The sequence below is a fragment of the uncultured Aquitalea sp. genome (genome assembly GCF_945957525.1).
Taxonomy (GTDB): domain Bacteria; phylum Pseudomonadota; class Gammaproteobacteria; order Burkholderiales; family Chromobacteriaceae; genus Aquitalea.
This window is the reverse complement of record NZ_CAMFLA010000013.1, coordinates 78,628-94,152: the sequence shown is the minus strand read 5'-3', so window position 1 is coordinate 94,152 and position 15,525 is coordinate 78,628. Positions and strand designations below refer to the sequence as shown.

Genomic DNA, 15,525 nt, shown 5'->3' with positions numbered 1-15,525 from the left:
TTATGTATCAGGATGCAAGTAAATGTATCAACTCTTGCGCTCGATGATGCGGGCGCCGATTTCGTAAATCAGCCCGCGCTGGATTTCGTTGCAGCGCCTTACCTCCACCTCGGCTTCCAGCTGCTTGCCGGGCAAGCCGCCAATGGCGGGCGCCAGTACGATGATGGACAGTCTTTCACCGTACTGCGGCACATAAGACGAGCGCAGCGACAAGCCGTCTACCGATAGGTCCACGCATTCGCCGTAGTGGGTTTCACCGGTATGCAAGGATTTGATGCGTGCCTTGCAGCCCATTTGCAGCCGCCGCGCCCGACGGCGCTCGTTGTAGGGATCAAACGGTGGCACCCTGCAACCTCCCCTCAAGATAGGCGGCCAGCCAGTGCAGACCGACAATGGATTTGCTGTCGCAGATGTCACCGGTGAGGGCCAGATCAAACACCTCAGTCAGCGGCATGCTGAGCACTTCCAGAAACTCGCCTTCGTCCAGCCTCCGCTCGCCGGCCACCAGTCCCCGCGCCAGGTAATAACTGATCTTTTCATTGGAGTAGCCGATGCAGGGGTAGGCCGTACCCAGGTAAATCCATTCACCGGCGGTATAGCCGGTTTCTTCCAGCAACTCGCGGCGCGCGGTATTTTCCGGCGCTTCGTCCGGGTCCAGCTTGCCAGCGGGAATCTCAAGAAACGCCCTGCCCGCCGGATAGCGATACTGACGCTCCATGATCAGTTTCCCGTCCTCTGTCATGGCCAACACGGCCACCGCGCCAGGATGGGTGATGTATTCGCGATGCGCTTCAGCGCCGTCCGGCAAGCGCACCCTGTCCTTGTGAACCTTGAGAAAACCGCCTTGATATACCTGCTCGCTGGAGAGCTGCTTTTCAACAAGATCCACGACTTGCCTTTCTGTGTTGCCAACGATGAATCACGGCCTGCCCCCAGGCCACCCTCACCAGCACATAGCCGACGAGCGCCAATCCGCTTCCCATTGCCAGCAGGCCTAGCAGCAACGGCCAACCCAGCGACAACAGCCAGCCGCCCATGGCCAGCGACCAGTCGCTGAGCGCCAGCGCCCGCCAGTCAGGAGGCTGGCTCATTGTACCCGCAGCGGCGTCTCCCAGTAACAGCCGCCCAAGCGAGAACGCAAGAAAGTACAAAGGCAAGATGGTGAAGGGGTTGCTATACAGCGTGGTTAACAGCGCAGCAGGTAGATTGACCCGCAGCAACACCGCCAGCGCCAGCGTGCTGAGCCGTTTCGGCGGGCCCGGAATCAGCCCGGTGAAGAGGCCCAGTGCCACGCCGCCAGCGACCTTGCGGCGATTCATCGCCCAGCAGGCAGGATGATCGAGCCAAGGCGCCAGCCAGCGCAGGCCGGGTTTGCCGAAGAGACGGTGTCGGTACTCGCCGACGCGCCGCAATGTTGTCCGGATGCAACGCATGCGGGGTGAAAACCTCCGTTGTCGATATGCCACAAAGGGACAGGGGGCATGCGAAAGGGCTTGTCAAAGCCGGCGGAATAAATTAAACAAGCGTTTGAATTAAACAAGCCGACAGCAGTCGGCGCCAGACAAGGCTATTCGACCCGGAAAATCCGGGCGGCGCAACCAAGGAGAGACCGCATGCCTGCCTACAAAGCCCCCCTGCGTGATTTTGACTTCGTCCTCAACGAGCTGATCCGCGTTCAGGAAGTGATTCCCACCCTGCCGGGCTATGAAGAGGCCACCCAGGACATCTTCAGCTCCTATCTGGAAGCCGCCGCCCAGTTCTGCGAAGCCGAACTCGCGCCGCTGAATCGTCAGGCCGATGAAGAAGGCTGTCAGTTCGACCCCACCACCAAGGCCGTCACCACCCCGCCGGGCTTCAAAGAAGCCTACAAGCAGTATTGCGAGCTGGGCTTTCCGGCGCTGGATTGCGATCCGGCCTACGGTGGTCAGGGCATGCCCAAATCGCTGGCCTTCCCGGTGATGGAAATGCAGTGTTCGGCCAACGTGGCCTGGTCCATGTACCCGGGCCTGTCCCATGGGGCCTACGCCGCCATACACGCGCACGGCACGCCGGCGCAAAAAGACGAATACCTGCCGCACCTGGTGGCCGGCGACTGGACCGGCACCATGTGCCTGACCGAGCCGCACTGCGGCACTGACCTGGGTTTGCTGAAGAGCAAGGCCGAACCCAATGGCGACGGTTCCTACAGCATTAGCGGCACCAAGATTTTCATCTCCGCCGGCGAGCACGACCTGGCCGACAACATCATCCATCTGGTGCTGGCGCGTCTGCCGGATGCCCCCAAGGACGTGAAGGGCATTTCCCTGTTCATCGTGCCCAAATTCCTGGCCGACGGTAGCCGCAACAGCGTGGCCTGCGGCAGCCTGGAACACAAGATGGGCATCAAGGCCAATGCCACTGCGGTCATCAATCTGGACGGCGCCAAGGGTTTTCTGATTGGCGAGGCCAACAAGGGCCTGTCCTGCATGTTCACCATGATGAACGCCGCGCGCCTGGGATGCGGCATGCAGGGTCTGGGTATTGGCGAGGCGTCTTTCCAGGGCGCGCTGGCCTATGCCCGCGAACGCCTGCAGATGCGCGCGCTGACCGGGCCGAAGTGCCCGGACAAGCCGGCCGACCCCATCATCGTGCACCCGGACGTGCGTCGCATGCTGCTGACGCAGAAGGCTTACACCGAAGCCGGTCGCGCACTGACCGCCCTGCTGGCGCTGCAATTGGACATCGAAGACAAGCACGCCGATGAAGCTGCCCGTCAGGACGCTGCGGATCTGGTGGCGCTGCTGACCCCGGTGGCCAAGGCTTTCATGACCGACAACGGTTTTGAAGCGGCCAACCTCGGCATGCAGGTATTCGGCGGCCACGGCTTCATCCGCGAATGGGGCATGGAGCAACTGGTGCGCGACTGCCGCATTTCGCAAATCTACGAAGGCACCAACGGCATTCAGGCTATCGACCTGCTGGGCCGCAAAGTGCTGATGGATCAAGGTCAGAAGCTGCGCAAATTCACCAAAATCATCCACAAGTTCTGCCAGACCCACGAGAGCAATGAACAGCTGGGCGAGTTCATCAAGCCGCTGTCGCAGTTGCTGAAGGATGTGGGCGAACTGACGATGGGCATCGGCATGGCCAGCATGCAAGACCGCGACGCCGCCGGCGCCGCCGCCACTGACTACCTGCGCGTGATCGGCCATCTGAGCTACGCCTGGCTGTGGGCGCGCATGACCGAAGTGGCGCAAGCCAGCCTGGGCAAGGGCGACGACGCGTTCTATCAGGCCAAGATTGCTACCGGCCGCTTCTACATGGCCAAGCTGTTCCCCGAAGTGTATGCGCTGATGGCTCGCATCAAGAGCGGCGCCAAACCACTGATGGCGCTGGACGCTGAGCACTTCGCTTTCTGACAGTTGCCGCCCGTGCAACGGGCGGGACGTCCGACTCCATGTTCACGGCCCGCTGGGGCCGTTTTTTTTGCGCCAAGCCTTTGTTCTGGATCAAGATTGTCGCCATCAGCGATGCCATGGGCCTTCTTCTCATTTATATTAGTGTTTAATTATATTTTGATTAGAGGTGTGCCATGGAACTGCTGACAGGCGCTCTGATAACGCTGCTGGTGGGGCGTTACATCTTCAAGGGCTACTCCCCTACCGGCGTACTGATGCTGGGCGGGCTTGCCCTGCTGGGCATGGCCGCCGGGCTGGGTCACGACATTTTGCCCAAATCAGTGGAAACCACTGGCCACGCCGCTACCGACATCGCGGAGTTCGTCAAATACTTGCTGTCCACCCGCGCCGCCGACCTTGGGCTGATGATCATGGTGCTGTGTGGTTTTGCCGTGTACATGACGCGCATCGGCGCCAACGATGTGGTAGTGAAGCTGGCGGCCAAACCGCTGGCGCGCATCCGCTCTCCCTATCTGTTGATGGTGGCCACTTACCTGGTGGCCTGCCTGCTGTCGCTGGCGATTTCCTCCGCCACCGGGCTGGGGGTACTGCTGATGGCCACACTGTTTCCGCTGATGGTGAACATGGGTATCAGTCGCGGCGCGGCCGCCGCCATCTGCGCGTCTCCGGCGGCCCTGATCCTGTCTCCCACCTCGGGCGACGTCGTCATGGCTGCGCAAGCTTCCGGCATGCCGCTGATCGATTTCGCCTTCCGCACCACGCTGCCGATTTCCTTGCTGGCCATTGCAGGCATGGCCGTCAGCCATTTCTTCTGGCAACGCTATCTGGACCGCAAAGCCGGCTGCGAACCGGTGCTGCGCGACGCCAGCGAACTGAACACCAGCGCACCTGCGCTCTATGCTTTGCTGCCGTTCACGCCTATTGCCGGCGTGCTCTTGTTCAACGGCAAGCTGGCGCCGCAACTCAACATCATCACGGTGCTGGTGATCTGCATCCTGTTGGTGGCGGTGATCGAGTTTGCGCGCCACCGCGACGCGCAGCGCGTGTTTGCCGAAATGGAAGCCGTATACAAAGGCATGGGGGAAGCCTTCACCGGCGTGGTGATGCTGATCGTGGCGGCGGGTGTATTCGCTCAGGGTTTGTCTTCGGTGGGTTTCATCGCCAAGTTGATTGAACTGGCGCAGTCCTTCGGCTCCGGCGCGCTGGTACTGATGCTAGTGCTGGTAATCATCACCACCCTGGCAGCCTTCACCACCGGTTCAGGCAATGCGCCCTTCTACGCCTTTGTGGAATTGATCCCCAAACTGGCGACACACTCGGGCATTAACCCCGCCTTTCTCGCCATCCCCATGCTGCAAGCCTCCAACCTGGGCCGCACCGTCTCGCCGGTAGCGGGCGTGGTGGTGGCCTGCGCCGGCATGGGAGAGGTCAGTCCGATGGAAATCGTCAAGCGCACCTCGGTACCTGTGCTGACAGGCTTGGTGCTGGTGGTGGCGGGAACACTGTTGATGGTGCCGGCCTGAGTACGCATTCGCGGCTGGCGACGGCAGGCTGCGAAAGCAGCTTGAGGCCAGCCGCTGCGCCGTGCCGACAACGGAACGCTGAACCGGCGCCGTAATCGCTTTTTTGCCTGTCGGATCAACGCCTACAAGGTTAGCCAAAACACAAAAAAACGGCCCGAAGGGGACACCTCGGGCCTGGCAAATAAAGGAATGAAAAAAGAGAGCTCGTACTCTCAGACGTCATTGTATTCAAATCTTGCATGGCATGCATGTTTTTTGCTGATGACTGTAATGCCGGCGCTACAAAAAAAATGCCCCGCGTAAAACCACGGGGCATTTTGACGGGTGCGGGAGAGATCAGTTCTTACCGCAGCAAGCCTTGTACTTCTTGCCGCTGCCGCAGGGGCAAACGTCGTTGCGGCCTACCTTGTCGCCGTCGCGGCGCACCGTGCTGGGCGCTTGGCCCTTGGCGCGCCAGTAGCGATGGACGGCCACCAGCGCTTCGGCCAACTGTTCCTTGAAGTGGTTTTGTTCTTCGTCTGTGAAGGAGACCAGATCCTCGCCTTCTTCTTCCTCGAACATGCCGCCCAACACCAGCATCGGCATCAGCAGGTCTTCAAAGCCTTCGTCGTCGGCGGCCTCAAACCAGTCGGTGTCCACCACGTCCAGCGCGTACAGGTAGGCATTGCACCACGGCCAGTAGTCGGCCTCTTCATCGTCGGCGTCGTCGTCAGCGTACAGGATGAGGTCCAGATCGCGGCCATCGGCCAATACATGAGCGGTGACGTCGTACAGCTTTTGCAACAGCGCCTTGAGTTCGTCCAGATCCGCCGGGTTTTCGAAAGCCGGCGCATCGCCCAGCACTTCGGGCAACCACATGTCGATGTCCACGCTGTCCGGGCCGCTGGCCAGCGCGGCGAAGAAGCCCTGGGCCTCGTCAGGGCGCATGGTGCTGCCGCTGACGGAGAGCGGGGTCAACAGCTGCTCCAGCCGGGTGAGGTCGGCGTCGTTGAATACGATGTCAGTCATGATGCGCTCCTGCTTATGGTGGATTTGCGCGCATTGTAGCGAAAAAGCCCCGCGCTGGCGGGGCTTTTCTGCATTTGCTTGACCCAGTACCACGTCAGGCGGTGCGGGCATCGGCCAGGCCCAGCTTTTCCTTCATTTGCTGGCGCATGACGAATTTCTGGATCTTGCCGGTGATGGTCATCGGGAAGCTGTCGACAAACTCGATATAGCGCGGAATCTTGTAATGGGCGATCTGACCCTGGCAGAAGGCGCGGATGTCTTCCTCGGTAGCGGTTTCATCATCCCGCAGGCGGATCCAGGCGCACAACTCTTCGCCAAAGCGATCATCCGGCACGCCGATGACCTGCACGTCCTGAATCTTCGGGTGACGATAGAGAAACTCCTCCACTTCGCGCGGATAGATGTTCTCGCCGCCGCGAATCACCATGTCCTTTACCCGGCCGACGATGTTGACATAGCCCTGTTCGTCCATCACCGCGAGGTCGCCGGTGTGCATCCAGCCGGCGGCATCGATGGCTTCCTGTGTTTTGGCCGGGTCGTCCCAATAGCCCAGCATGACCGAGTAGCCGCGCGTCAGCAGCTCGCCGGTATCGCCATGCGCAACGATGCGGCCATCGTTGTCGACAATTTTTACCTCCACATGCGGATGTACGAGACCTACCGTGGACACGCGCTTGTCCAGCGGCGTATCGGTGCGGCTCTGGAAGCTGAGCGGGCTGGTTTCGGTCATACCGTAACCGATGGTGACTTGCGACATGTGCATCAGTGTGGCCACCCGTTTCATCACTTCAATGGGGCACGGGCTGCCGGCCATGATGCCGGTGCGCAAACTGGAGAGGTCAAACTCGGCAAAACGCGGATGATCCAGCAGGCCGATGAACATGGTCGGCACGCCGTGCAGACCAGTGCAACGCTCCAGTTGCACGGTTTCCAGCACGCTCAGGGCGTCAAAGCTTTCCGCCGGAAACACCATGGCGGAGCCGTGAGTGAGGCAGGTAAGCGTGCCCAGCACCATGCCGAAGCAATGGTAAAGCGGTACCGGGATGCACAGGCGATCGTTCGGGCCAAAGCGCATCGCCTCGCCCGCAAAGAACGCATTATTGAGGATGTTGTGATGCGACAGCGTGGCGCCCTTGGGGTTGCCCGTGGTGCCGGAGGTGAACTGGATATTGATGGCGTCGTCGAACTGCAGCGTCGCGCCCAGCGCCTGCAAGGCGGCTTTCTCTTCCGCCTCCGGAGCGGATAACAGATCGGCGAAGCCCAGCATGCCCGGGGTGGCCTGCTGACCCATACGGATCACCCATTCCAGCTTCGGCAAACGTTGCGCCTGCAGACGGCCCGGCTCCGCCCCGGCCAGTTCCGGCGCCAGATCCTGAATCATCTCGATGTAATTGCTGCTCTTGAAGCTGGGCGACAGGATCAACGCCCGACAGCCTACCTTGTTGAGTGCGTATTCCAGCTCCGCGCGGCGATAGGCCGGGTTGATGTTCACCATCACCAGTCCGGCCTTGGCTGTGGCGAACTGCGTCAACACCCACTCCGCGTTGTTCTGCGACCAGATGCCGATGCGGTCGCCCGGCTTCAGGCCCAGCCTGATGAGCCCGCAAGCCAGCCTGTCCACCTGATCGCGCAGTTCGGCGTAAGTCCAGCGTATGCCTTGATGGCGCACCACCAGCGCCTCGCGGCGGGCATGGGTATCGCAGGCTTCGTCGAAGAACTGCCCGATGGTCTGGCCGATGAGCTTTTGCTCGCTCGCGCCGTGGACATAACTGGGGTGCATCATGATTGCTCGTCTCCTGTGAGTGGTCTCTTTGCCCTTGGGGACGCCCTGTGCCGGGCGCTGACGCCGCTCCCCGTCGCGGTCTGTTTTTTTGCATTAATCCCACAAGTTGACGATTACGTAAACGTAATGCATATCAAAGAGTGAGATGGCGTGGGAAAAACGCTACAATCACCGTCAATTGAGAGCCAATACCATGACAGAACAAGACCTTTTCACCATTTCCGATCTGGCGCAGGAATTCGACGTCACACTGCGCACCATCCGCTTCTATGAAGAACAAGGCCTGATCGAGCCCGAGCGCGATGGCCGCCAGCGCGTCTTCACCCGCCGCGACCGCGCTCGCCTGCGCCTGATTTTGCGCGGCAAGCGCATCGGTCTGTCGCTATCGGAAATTCGTGAAATCATTGATCTTTACGATCTCGCCAAAGGCGAAGCCAGCCAGTCGCTGAAGCTGCTGCATCTGTTGGTGGCGCGACGCGAGCAACTGGAAGAGCAGCGTCGGGACATCGACGTCGTGCTGGCGGAGATTGATGCGCTGGAACAACATTGCCGCACCGTGCTCGACGAAATGACCGCCAAGAGCGATCACGCCGCCTGAGCGCCAGCAGCTCTGCGCCGATCATGCCGCGCCAGGCGGGGCCGCCTCCCTGCCCTTGCAATCATTTGCCATCGCGGCGCGGCGGAATCATGCGCAAACGCTGAACGCCCCTCTGACGGAGGGGCTTTTTCATCAAATCGTATTGACGTTTACGTAAGCGTAATGGAAGATAAAGGCATGACAACGCATGGCGCGTCGTCACCGGCCGGACTCTTGGCCGCCATGCCGCGCCGCCACCTCAGGGCGGCTAACAAAGCCTCGCGCAGAGCCTGTCCGGCACATGCCGGCCGATGCACGGAAAGTTGCGATGCTCAGGCGGGATTCGGGTTTTTGTTAGCCGCGCTTACTTCGGGAGACAACATCATGTATAGCAGCCTGCGTTTTGATTTCGGTGAAACCTACGATCTGCTGCGCCAGAGCGTGAACGACTTCGCCAATGCGGAAATCGCCCCCCGCGCCGCCGATATCGATCGCGACAATCTGTTTCCCGCCGATTTGTGGCGCAAGTTTGGCGACATGGGCCTCTTGGGCATCACCGTGGAAGAAGAGTACGGCGGCAGCAATATGGGCTATCTCGCCCACATGCTGGTGATGGAAGAAATCAGCCGCGCCTCCGCCTCCGTCGCGCTCTCCTACGGTGCGCACTCCAATCTCTGCGTCAATCAGTTGCGCAAAAACGGCAACGCCGAGCAAAAACAACGCTACCTGCCCAAGCTGATCTCCGGCGAGCATATCGGTGCCTTGGCCATGTCCGAACCCAATGCCGGCTCCGATGTGGTCAGCATGAAGTTGCGCGCCGACAAGAAGGGCGACCGCTACGTGCTCAACGGCAGCAAGATGTGGATCACCAATGGCGGCGATGCCGACACCCTGGTGGTGTATGCAAAGACCGACGTCAATGCTGGCCCCAAAGGCATTACCGCCTTCATCGTGGAAAAAGGCTTTTCCGGCTTCAGCCACGGCAGCAAGCTGGACAAGCTGGGCATGCGTGGCTCCAATACCTACCCCATTTTCTTTGACGATTGCGAAGTGCCGGCGGAAAACGTGCTGGGCGGCGAAGGCAATGGGGTGAAAGTGCTGATGAGCGGCCTGGATTACGAACGCGCCGTACTGGCGGCCGGCCCCTTGGGCATCATGCAAGCCGCCATGGACATCGTGGTGCCCTATCTGAGCGACCGCAAACAGTTCGGCCAGGCTATCGGCGACTTCCAGCTCATGCAGGGCAAACTGGCCGACATGTACGTCAAGCTGTCCGCCAGCCGCGCCTATGTGTATGCGGTGGGTCAGGCACTGGATCGCGGCGAAACCGGCCGCCAGACGCGCAAGGACGCCGCCGGTGCCATTCTCTATGCCGCCGAGGGCGCAACCCAGATGGCGCTGGACGCCATTCAGTGCCTGGGCGGCAACGGTTACATCAATGAATACGCCGCCGGCCGCCTGCTGCGCGACGCCAAGTTGTATGAAATCGGCGCCGGCACCAGCGAAATCCGCCGCTGGCTGATCGGCCGCGAACTGATGGCGGAAACCCGCTGAATACAGGGGCGGCGAGTGGGAAATAAAATGCCTGCTCCCCCGCTGCTGAAACATGACGGGGAGCGGGCGCTACCACTCCCCATTCACAACATCACCGACTCCTTAAAATCATGCCCATCATCGAATCCAAACTTTCGCCTCGCGCCGCCGACTTCCAGGCCAACGCCGAGCGCATGCGCGCGCTGGTGGCCGATCTCGAAGAGAAGGTGGCCCAGGCCGCGCAGGGTGGCGGTGACAAGGCGCGCGACAAGCATGTCGCCAAGGGCAAGCTGCTGCCGCGCGAGCGCATCAACCTGCTGCTGGACCCCGGCGCACCGTTTCTGGAACTGTCGCAGCTGGCCGCCTACGGGATGTACGGCGGCGACGCGCCCGGCGCCAGCCTGATCAGCGGCATCGGCCGCATCAGCGGCATCGACTGCCTGATCATCGCCAACGACGCCACCGTCAAAGGCGGCACCTATTACCCGATGACGGTGAAAAAGCACCTGCGCGCGCAGGAAATCGCCCGGGAAAACCGCCTGCCCTGCGTCTACTTGGTGGACTCCGGCGGCGCCTTCCTGCCACTGCAGGATGAGGTGTTTCCCGACAAGGAACACTTTGGCCGCATCTTCTTCAATCAGGCCAACCTGTCGGCCGAAGGCATTCCGCAAATCGCCGTAGTGATGGGCAGCTGCACCGCCGGCGGCGCTTACGTACCGGCCATGAGCGACGAAACCGTCATCGTCAAGGAACAAGGCACCATCTTCCTGGGCGGCCCGCCGCTGGTGAAAGCCGCCACCGGCGAGGTAGTGTCGGCCGAAGAACTGGGCGGCGGCGATGTGCATACCCGCATCTCGGGCGTGGCCGACCATCTGGCGCAAAACGATGCCCATGCCCTGTCCATCGCCCGCCGCATCGTGGCCGATCTCAATTGGAGCAAACAAGGCCGGCTGGACCGCGCCGACGCGCGCCCGCCGCGCTACGCGCCGGAAGACATTTACGGCGTGATTCCGGCGGATCCGAAAAAACCGTTCGACGTGCGCGAAATCATCGCCCGGCTGGTGGATGACTCGGACTTCGACGAATTCAAGCAAAACTACGGCGCCACGCTGGTCACCGGCTTCGCCCGGCTCAACGGCTACCGGGTAGGCATCATCGCCAACAACGGCATTCTGTTTTCCGAATCCGCGCTCAAGGGCGCGCACTTTGTCGAACTGTGCTGCCAGCGAGGCATCCCGCTGATCTTCCTGCAAAACATCACCGGCTTCATGGTGGGCAAGAAATACGAAAACGGCGGCATCGCCAAGGACGGCGCCAAACTGGTCACCGCCGTGGCCTGCGCCCGCGTGCCCAAGTTCACCGTACTGATCGGCGGCAGCTTCGGTGCCGGCAACTACGGCATGTGCGGCCGCGCTTACTCGCCGCGTTTCCTCTGGATGTGGCCCAACAGCCGCATCTCGGTAATGGGCGGCGAACAAGCCGCCGGCGTGCTGGCGCAAGTAAAGAAAGAGCAGCTGGGCGACGCCTTCTCCGCCGAACAAGAAGAAGCGTTGAAAGCGCCGGTGCGAGAGCAATACGAACGCCAGGGCCACCCCTACTACGCCAGCGCCCGCCTCTGGGACGACGGCGTGATCGACCCGGCCCAGACCCGCGACGTGCTCGCCATGGCGCTGGACGCCGCGCTGTCCGCCCCCATCGAACCCACCCGCTTCGGCGTATTCCGCCTGTAAGGACCCGGCCATGAACCGTTACAGCACGCTGGAAATCGAACATCAGGGCAAGGTAGCCACGGTATGGATGAACCGGCCCGACCTGCACAACGCCATGAATGAAACGCTGATTGCCGAGCTGACATCGGCCTTCGGCCAACTACAAACCGACGACACCGTACGCGTCATCGTGCTGGCCGGGCGAGGCAAGAGCTTCTCCGCCGGCGCGGACCTGGACTGGATGCGTCGCGCTGCCGGCTACAGCGAAGCGGAAAACCTGGCTGACGCCAACAAGCTGGCCGCCATGCTCAAAGCCATCTATCGCAGCAAAAAACCGGTCATCGCCCGCGTTCACGGCGCGGCCATGGCCGGCGGCACCGGTCTTACCGCGGTCTGCGACGTGGCTATCGCCACTGCCAACGCCCGCTTTGCGCTGACCGAAGTGCGACTTGGGCTGATTCCCGCCACCATCGGCCCCTATGTGGCCGACGCCATCGGCTGGCGGCAGGCGCGGCGCTACTTCCTCAGCGCCGAACGCGTCGACGCCGCCACCGCAGCACGCATCGGTCTGGTTCACGAAGTAGTGGATGCAGCCGAACTGGACGCCCGCATAGCCCACATCGCCGCCGAACTGGCGCAAGGCGGCCCGCAAGCGCTCTCCGCAGCCAAAGACCTGCTGGCGGCTCTGCATGAAGGCTCGCCCTGGGACGATGACCTGCTGGCCGATACCGCCAGCCGCATCGCCGGCACCCGTGTCGGTCGCGAGGCCCGCGAAGGGCTGGCCGCCTTCTTCGACAAACGTCCGCCCGTCTGGCAGCAAGAACAATAAGGACGCCCCCATGTTCAAGAAAATCCTCATCGCCAATCGCGGCGAAATTGCTTGCCGCGTCATCAAGACCGCACGGCAAATGGGCATGCGCACCGTGGCTGTGTATTCCGATGCCGACGCCGACGCCCGTTTCGTCAAAATGGCCGACGAGGCCTGGCGCCTCGGCCCGGCGCCAGCCGCAGAGTCTTATCTCAAGGCCGAGCTGATTCTGGACATTGCCCACCAAAGCGGCGCGGAGGCCATTCACCCCGGCTACGGTTTCCTCTCGGAAAACGAAGGGTTTGCCGAAGCCTGCGCCAACGCCGGCATCAGCTTCATCGGCCCCCCGGCCGCCGCCATCGCCGCCATGGGCAGCAAATCCGCCGCCAAAGCACTGATGGAAACGGCAGCCGTGCCGCTGGTGCCCGGTTATCACGGTGACAATCAGCAGCCCGACTTTCTGCAACAGCAAGCCGACGGCATCGGCTATCCGGTGTTGATCAAGGCCAGCGCCGGCGGCGGTGGCAAGGGCATGCGCATCGTGGAGGCGGCGGCCGATTTCGCCGCCGCCCTCGCCTCCTGCCAGCGCGAAGCCCGCGCCAGCTTCGGCGATGACAAAGTGCTGGTGGAGAAATACCTGACCCGCCCGCGCCATGTGGAAATCCAGGTGTTCGCCGACCAGCACGGCAGCTGCGTTTATCTGTTCGAGCGCGATTGCTCGGTGCAGCGCCGCCACCAGAAAGTACTGGAAGAAGCGCCCGCGCCTCACCTGCCCGCCGACACCCGCCGCGCCATGGGCGAGGCCGCCTGCGCCGCCGCCCGCGCCGTGGGCTATGTGGGCGCCGGCACGGTGGAATTCATCATGGATGTGGACAGCGGCCGTTTCTACTTCATGGAAATGAACACCCGCCTGCAAGTGGAGCACCCGGTAACGGAAATGATCACCGAGCAAGATCTGGTGGCCTGGCAACTGATGGTGGCCAATGGCCAGCCGCTCCCGCTGCAGCAAGACGCCCTGCGCATCCACGGTCACGCCATCGAGGCCCGCATCTACGCGGAAGACCCGGACAAAGGCTTCTTGCCAGCCACCGGCACGCTCATCCACCTGCGGCCGCCGCAAGAAACCGCGCAAGTGCGGGTAGACACCGGCGTGACGCAGGGCGACACCATCACCCCGTTTTACGATCCGATGATCGCCAAGCTGATTGTCTGGGGCGACACGCGCGAAGCGGCGCTGGCGCAACTGGATGCCGCGTTGGGCCAGTATCAGGTTGTGGGAGTCAGCACCAACATTCCCTTCCTGCGCCGCATCGTACGGCATCACAGCTTTGCCAGCGGCGAGGTGGATACCGGCCTGATCGCCCGTCATCACGACGATCTGTTGCCGCCGCCGGCCGCTCCCACGCCACAAAGCCTGGCGCTGTTGGCGCTGGCGGAAACCCTGGCCACGGCCTCCCCCTCCGACCTGCCCTCTGGCTGGCGCTTGAATGGTCAGCTGCAAAGCCGCCAGGTGTTTGAACAGGAAGACCAGCGCTGGTCGCTGGCGCTGACGCATCAGCGCGACGACTTTCTGGTGCGCGTAGGCGAGGTGTCGTATCAGGCCCGAGCCGAACTGGTCGGCGAACGCCTCACCGCCATACTGGACGGCAAACGCCTGACAGCCGACGTGGTGCGCCACGGCAAGCAGCGGGTGATGTTTGCCGAAGACGGCATCGTCAGTGTGCAATGGCACGACCCCTTCGCCATAGCCGCCGCCGAACTACACGGTGAAACCCATCTCAAGGCCCCGATGCCGGGCCGGGTGGTGGCGGTGCTGGCCGCAGCCGGCAGCAAAGTGGAAAAAGGCCAGCCGCTATTGATTCTGGAAGCCATGAAGATGGAGCACACCATCAGCGCGCCGGCCGACGGCGTCGTAAAGGCCTGCTTCTTCGCCGCCGGCGAACAAGTGTGCGACGGCGACGAACTGGTGGATTTCGAAGCGGCATGACAAGCAAGGCGCAGCAAGGCAAGGTGGCGATATGGAAACGGTAAAACTGGTGGAAGTGGGCCCGCGCGACGGCCTGCAAAACGAAAAACAGGCGGTAGGCACCAACGACAAGCTGGCGCTGATCCGCAAGTTGGCCGAAGCCGGCCTTAACACCATCGAGGCCGGGGCCTTTGTCTCGCCCAAATGGGTGCCGCAGATGGCGGACAGCCTGGCGGTGCTCAAGGCGCTGCCGCTGTCCGGGCCGGTGAACTACCCGGTGCTGGTGCCCAACGACAAGGGCATGGAGCAAGCGCTGGAAGCTGGCGTGAGAGAGATCGCCGTGTTTGGCGCCGCCAGCGAAAGCTTCAGCCAGAAAAACATCAACGCCAGCATCGCCGAGAGCCTGGCCCGCTTCGACAGCGTGATGGCCACCGCCCGCCGGCACAATGTGCGGGTGCGCGGCTATGTTTCCTGCGTGGTGGCTTGCCCATACGAGGGTCGCATCGCACCGGCCAAGGTGGCGGAGGTGGCCGCCCGCCTGCTCGACATGGGCTGCTATGAAATCTCGCTGGGCGACACCATTGGCGTGGGCACACCCAATACGGTGCTGGACATGCTGGAGGCCGTGAGCAAGTTCGTGCCAATGAACCAGTTGGCAGGCCACTTTCACGATACTTACGGCATGGCCATCAGCAACATTCATGCGTCTTTTGGCGCAGGCCTCAGGACATTCGATTCTTCCGTTGCCGGCCTGGGCGGCTGCCCTTATGCTCGTGGAGCGTCAGGCAATGTGGCTACGGAAGATGTGGTCTACCTGATGCAGGGCCTGGGCGTGGCCACCGGCGTTGATCTGTCGCGACTGGTGGCGGCCACCTGGTTTGTTGCCGGCCTGCTGGGCCGCGAGCCAGACTCCCGCGTTGCGCGGGCGCTTGGTCGCCCTGAAGTCTGAGCCTTATCCACATGACAAGAGCCGTCGGGACGGACGCAGCACCCGTCATCGCCGGCCACAGCGGAGCGGCCGAGCCCGCCTGGCGCCGCGCCCTCGCCTGAGCGGGGCAAGCCATGGCCGGGGATGCAAGCCGCTCCTGATAAAGACCCGCTAACCCAACCCCGGTCCCGGCGTTGCGCCTCCTTGTCGTACTTCTTGTACTGCCTGCGTCGGCGCGCCTTGTTCAGGGTCTCTACGAGGTTTTGTTAGTGGCTCTAAAGAGGAGATACCC

The 15,525-nt window shown here is 62.2% G+C and carries 13 protein-coding genes; 8 read left to right on the top strand and 5 right to left on the bottom strand.

Annotated elements, in window-relative coordinates; genetic code table 11:
- Positions 1–27 precede the first annotated feature (27 nt).
- Genes Q0P52_RS13425 through Q0P52_RS13415 form a run of 3 tightly spaced genes read right to left on the bottom strand, consistent with a single transcriptional unit; the run spans position 28 to position 1,433 of the window.
- Positions 28–345 (bottom strand): PilZ domain-containing protein, encoded by a 318-nt coding sequence (locus Q0P52_RS13425; protein WP_293763218.1) that lies wholly within the window; start codon positions 343–345, stop codon positions 28–30.
- A complete protein-coding gene (locus Q0P52_RS13420; protein ID WP_293763220.1) occupies positions 332–889 on the bottom strand; it encodes an NUDIX hydrolase in 558 nt (185 codons plus the stop codon). Before Q0P52_RS13420 ends, Q0P52_RS13425 begins: the two co-directional genes overlap by 14 nt.
- A complete protein-coding gene (locus Q0P52_RS13415) occupies positions 876–1,433 on the bottom strand; it encodes a DUF2062 domain-containing protein (RefSeq protein ID WP_293763222.1) in 558 nt (185 codons plus the stop codon). The genes Q0P52_RS13420 and Q0P52_RS13415 overlap by 14 nt, the downstream gene beginning before the upstream one ends.
- A 180-nt stretch (positions 1,434–1,613) precedes the next feature.
- On the opposite strand from Q0P52_RS13415, the gene Q0P52_RS13410 reads away from it, so the two are divergent.
- A complete protein-coding gene (locus tag Q0P52_RS13410) occupies positions 1,614–3,398 on the top strand; it encodes an acyl-CoA dehydrogenase C-terminal domain-containing protein (protein ID WP_293763224.1) in 1,785 nt (594 codons plus the stop codon).
- A 173-nt stretch (positions 3,399–3,571) separates the two neighbouring features.
- Positions 3,572–4,921 (top strand): anaerobic C4-dicarboxylate transporter DcuC, encoded by a 1,350-nt coding sequence (dcuC, locus tag Q0P52_RS13405; RefSeq protein ID WP_293763226.1) that lies wholly within the window; start codon positions 3,572–3,574, stop codon positions 4,919–4,921.
- A 336-nt stretch (positions 4,922–5,257) separates the two neighbouring features.
- Here the strand turns inward: dcuC and Q0P52_RS13400 are convergent, their stop codons facing one another.
- Both Q0P52_RS13400 and Q0P52_RS13395 read right to left on the bottom strand, forming a co-directional pair.
- Positions 5,258–5,929: a UPF0149 family protein gene (locus Q0P52_RS13400; protein ID WP_293763228.1), complete on the bottom strand. Its 672-nt coding sequence runs from the start codon at positions 5,927–5,929 to the stop codon at positions 5,258–5,260.
- A gap of 94 nt (positions 5,930–6,023) precedes the next feature.
- The gene (locus Q0P52_RS13395) at positions 6,024–7,712 is read right to left on the bottom strand and encodes an AMP-binding protein (protein ID WP_293763230.1); all 1,689 of its coding nucleotides are present in this window, start codon (positions 7,710–7,712) and stop codon (positions 6,024–6,026) included.
- A 193-nt stretch (positions 7,713–7,905) separates the two neighbouring features.
- Between Q0P52_RS13395 and Q0P52_RS13390 the strand changes: the two genes are divergently transcribed.
- The 6 genes from Q0P52_RS13390 to Q0P52_RS13365 all read left to right on the top strand — a co-directional run bounded on the left by Q0P52_RS13390 (position 7,906) and on the right by Q0P52_RS13365 (position 15,254).
- The gene (locus Q0P52_RS13390; RefSeq protein WP_293763232.1) at positions 7,906–8,310 is read left to right on the top strand and encodes a MerR family DNA-binding transcriptional regulator; all 405 of its coding nucleotides are present in this window, start codon (positions 7,906–7,908) and stop codon (positions 8,308–8,310) included.
- A gap of 360 nt (positions 8,311–8,670) precedes the next feature.
- Positions 8,671–9,843 carry an isovaleryl-CoA dehydrogenase gene (locus Q0P52_RS13385; protein WP_366062400.1) on the top strand — a complete coding sequence of 391 codons (1,173 nt, stop codon included), beginning with the start codon at positions 8,671–8,673 and terminating at the stop codon, positions 9,841–9,843.
- Between the two features lie 110 nt (positions 9,844–9,953).
- A complete protein-coding gene (locus tag Q0P52_RS13380; protein ID WP_293763236.1) occupies positions 9,954–11,552 on the top strand; it encodes a carboxyl transferase domain-containing protein in 1,599 nt (532 codons plus the stop codon).
- A gap of 10 nt (positions 11,553–11,562) precedes the next feature.
- Complete coding sequence (locus tag Q0P52_RS13375) at positions 11,563–12,360, top strand: enoyl-CoA hydratase/isomerase family protein (protein ID WP_293763238.1); 798 nt, start codon at positions 11,563–11,565, stop codon at positions 12,358–12,360.
- A gap of 10 nt (positions 12,361–12,370) precedes the next feature.
- Positions 12,371–14,326 (top strand): acetyl/propionyl/methylcrotonyl-CoA carboxylase subunit alpha, encoded by a 1,956-nt coding sequence (locus Q0P52_RS13370; RefSeq protein ID WP_293763240.1) that lies wholly within the window; start codon positions 12,371–12,373, stop codon positions 14,324–14,326.
- A gap of 31 nt (positions 14,327–14,357) precedes the next feature.
- On the top strand, positions 14,358–15,254 hold the full coding sequence (locus Q0P52_RS13365; protein WP_293763242.1) for a hydroxymethylglutaryl-CoA lyase: 897 nt from the start codon (positions 14,358–14,360) through the stop codon (positions 15,252–15,254).
- Positions 15,255–15,525 lie beyond the last annotated feature (271 nt).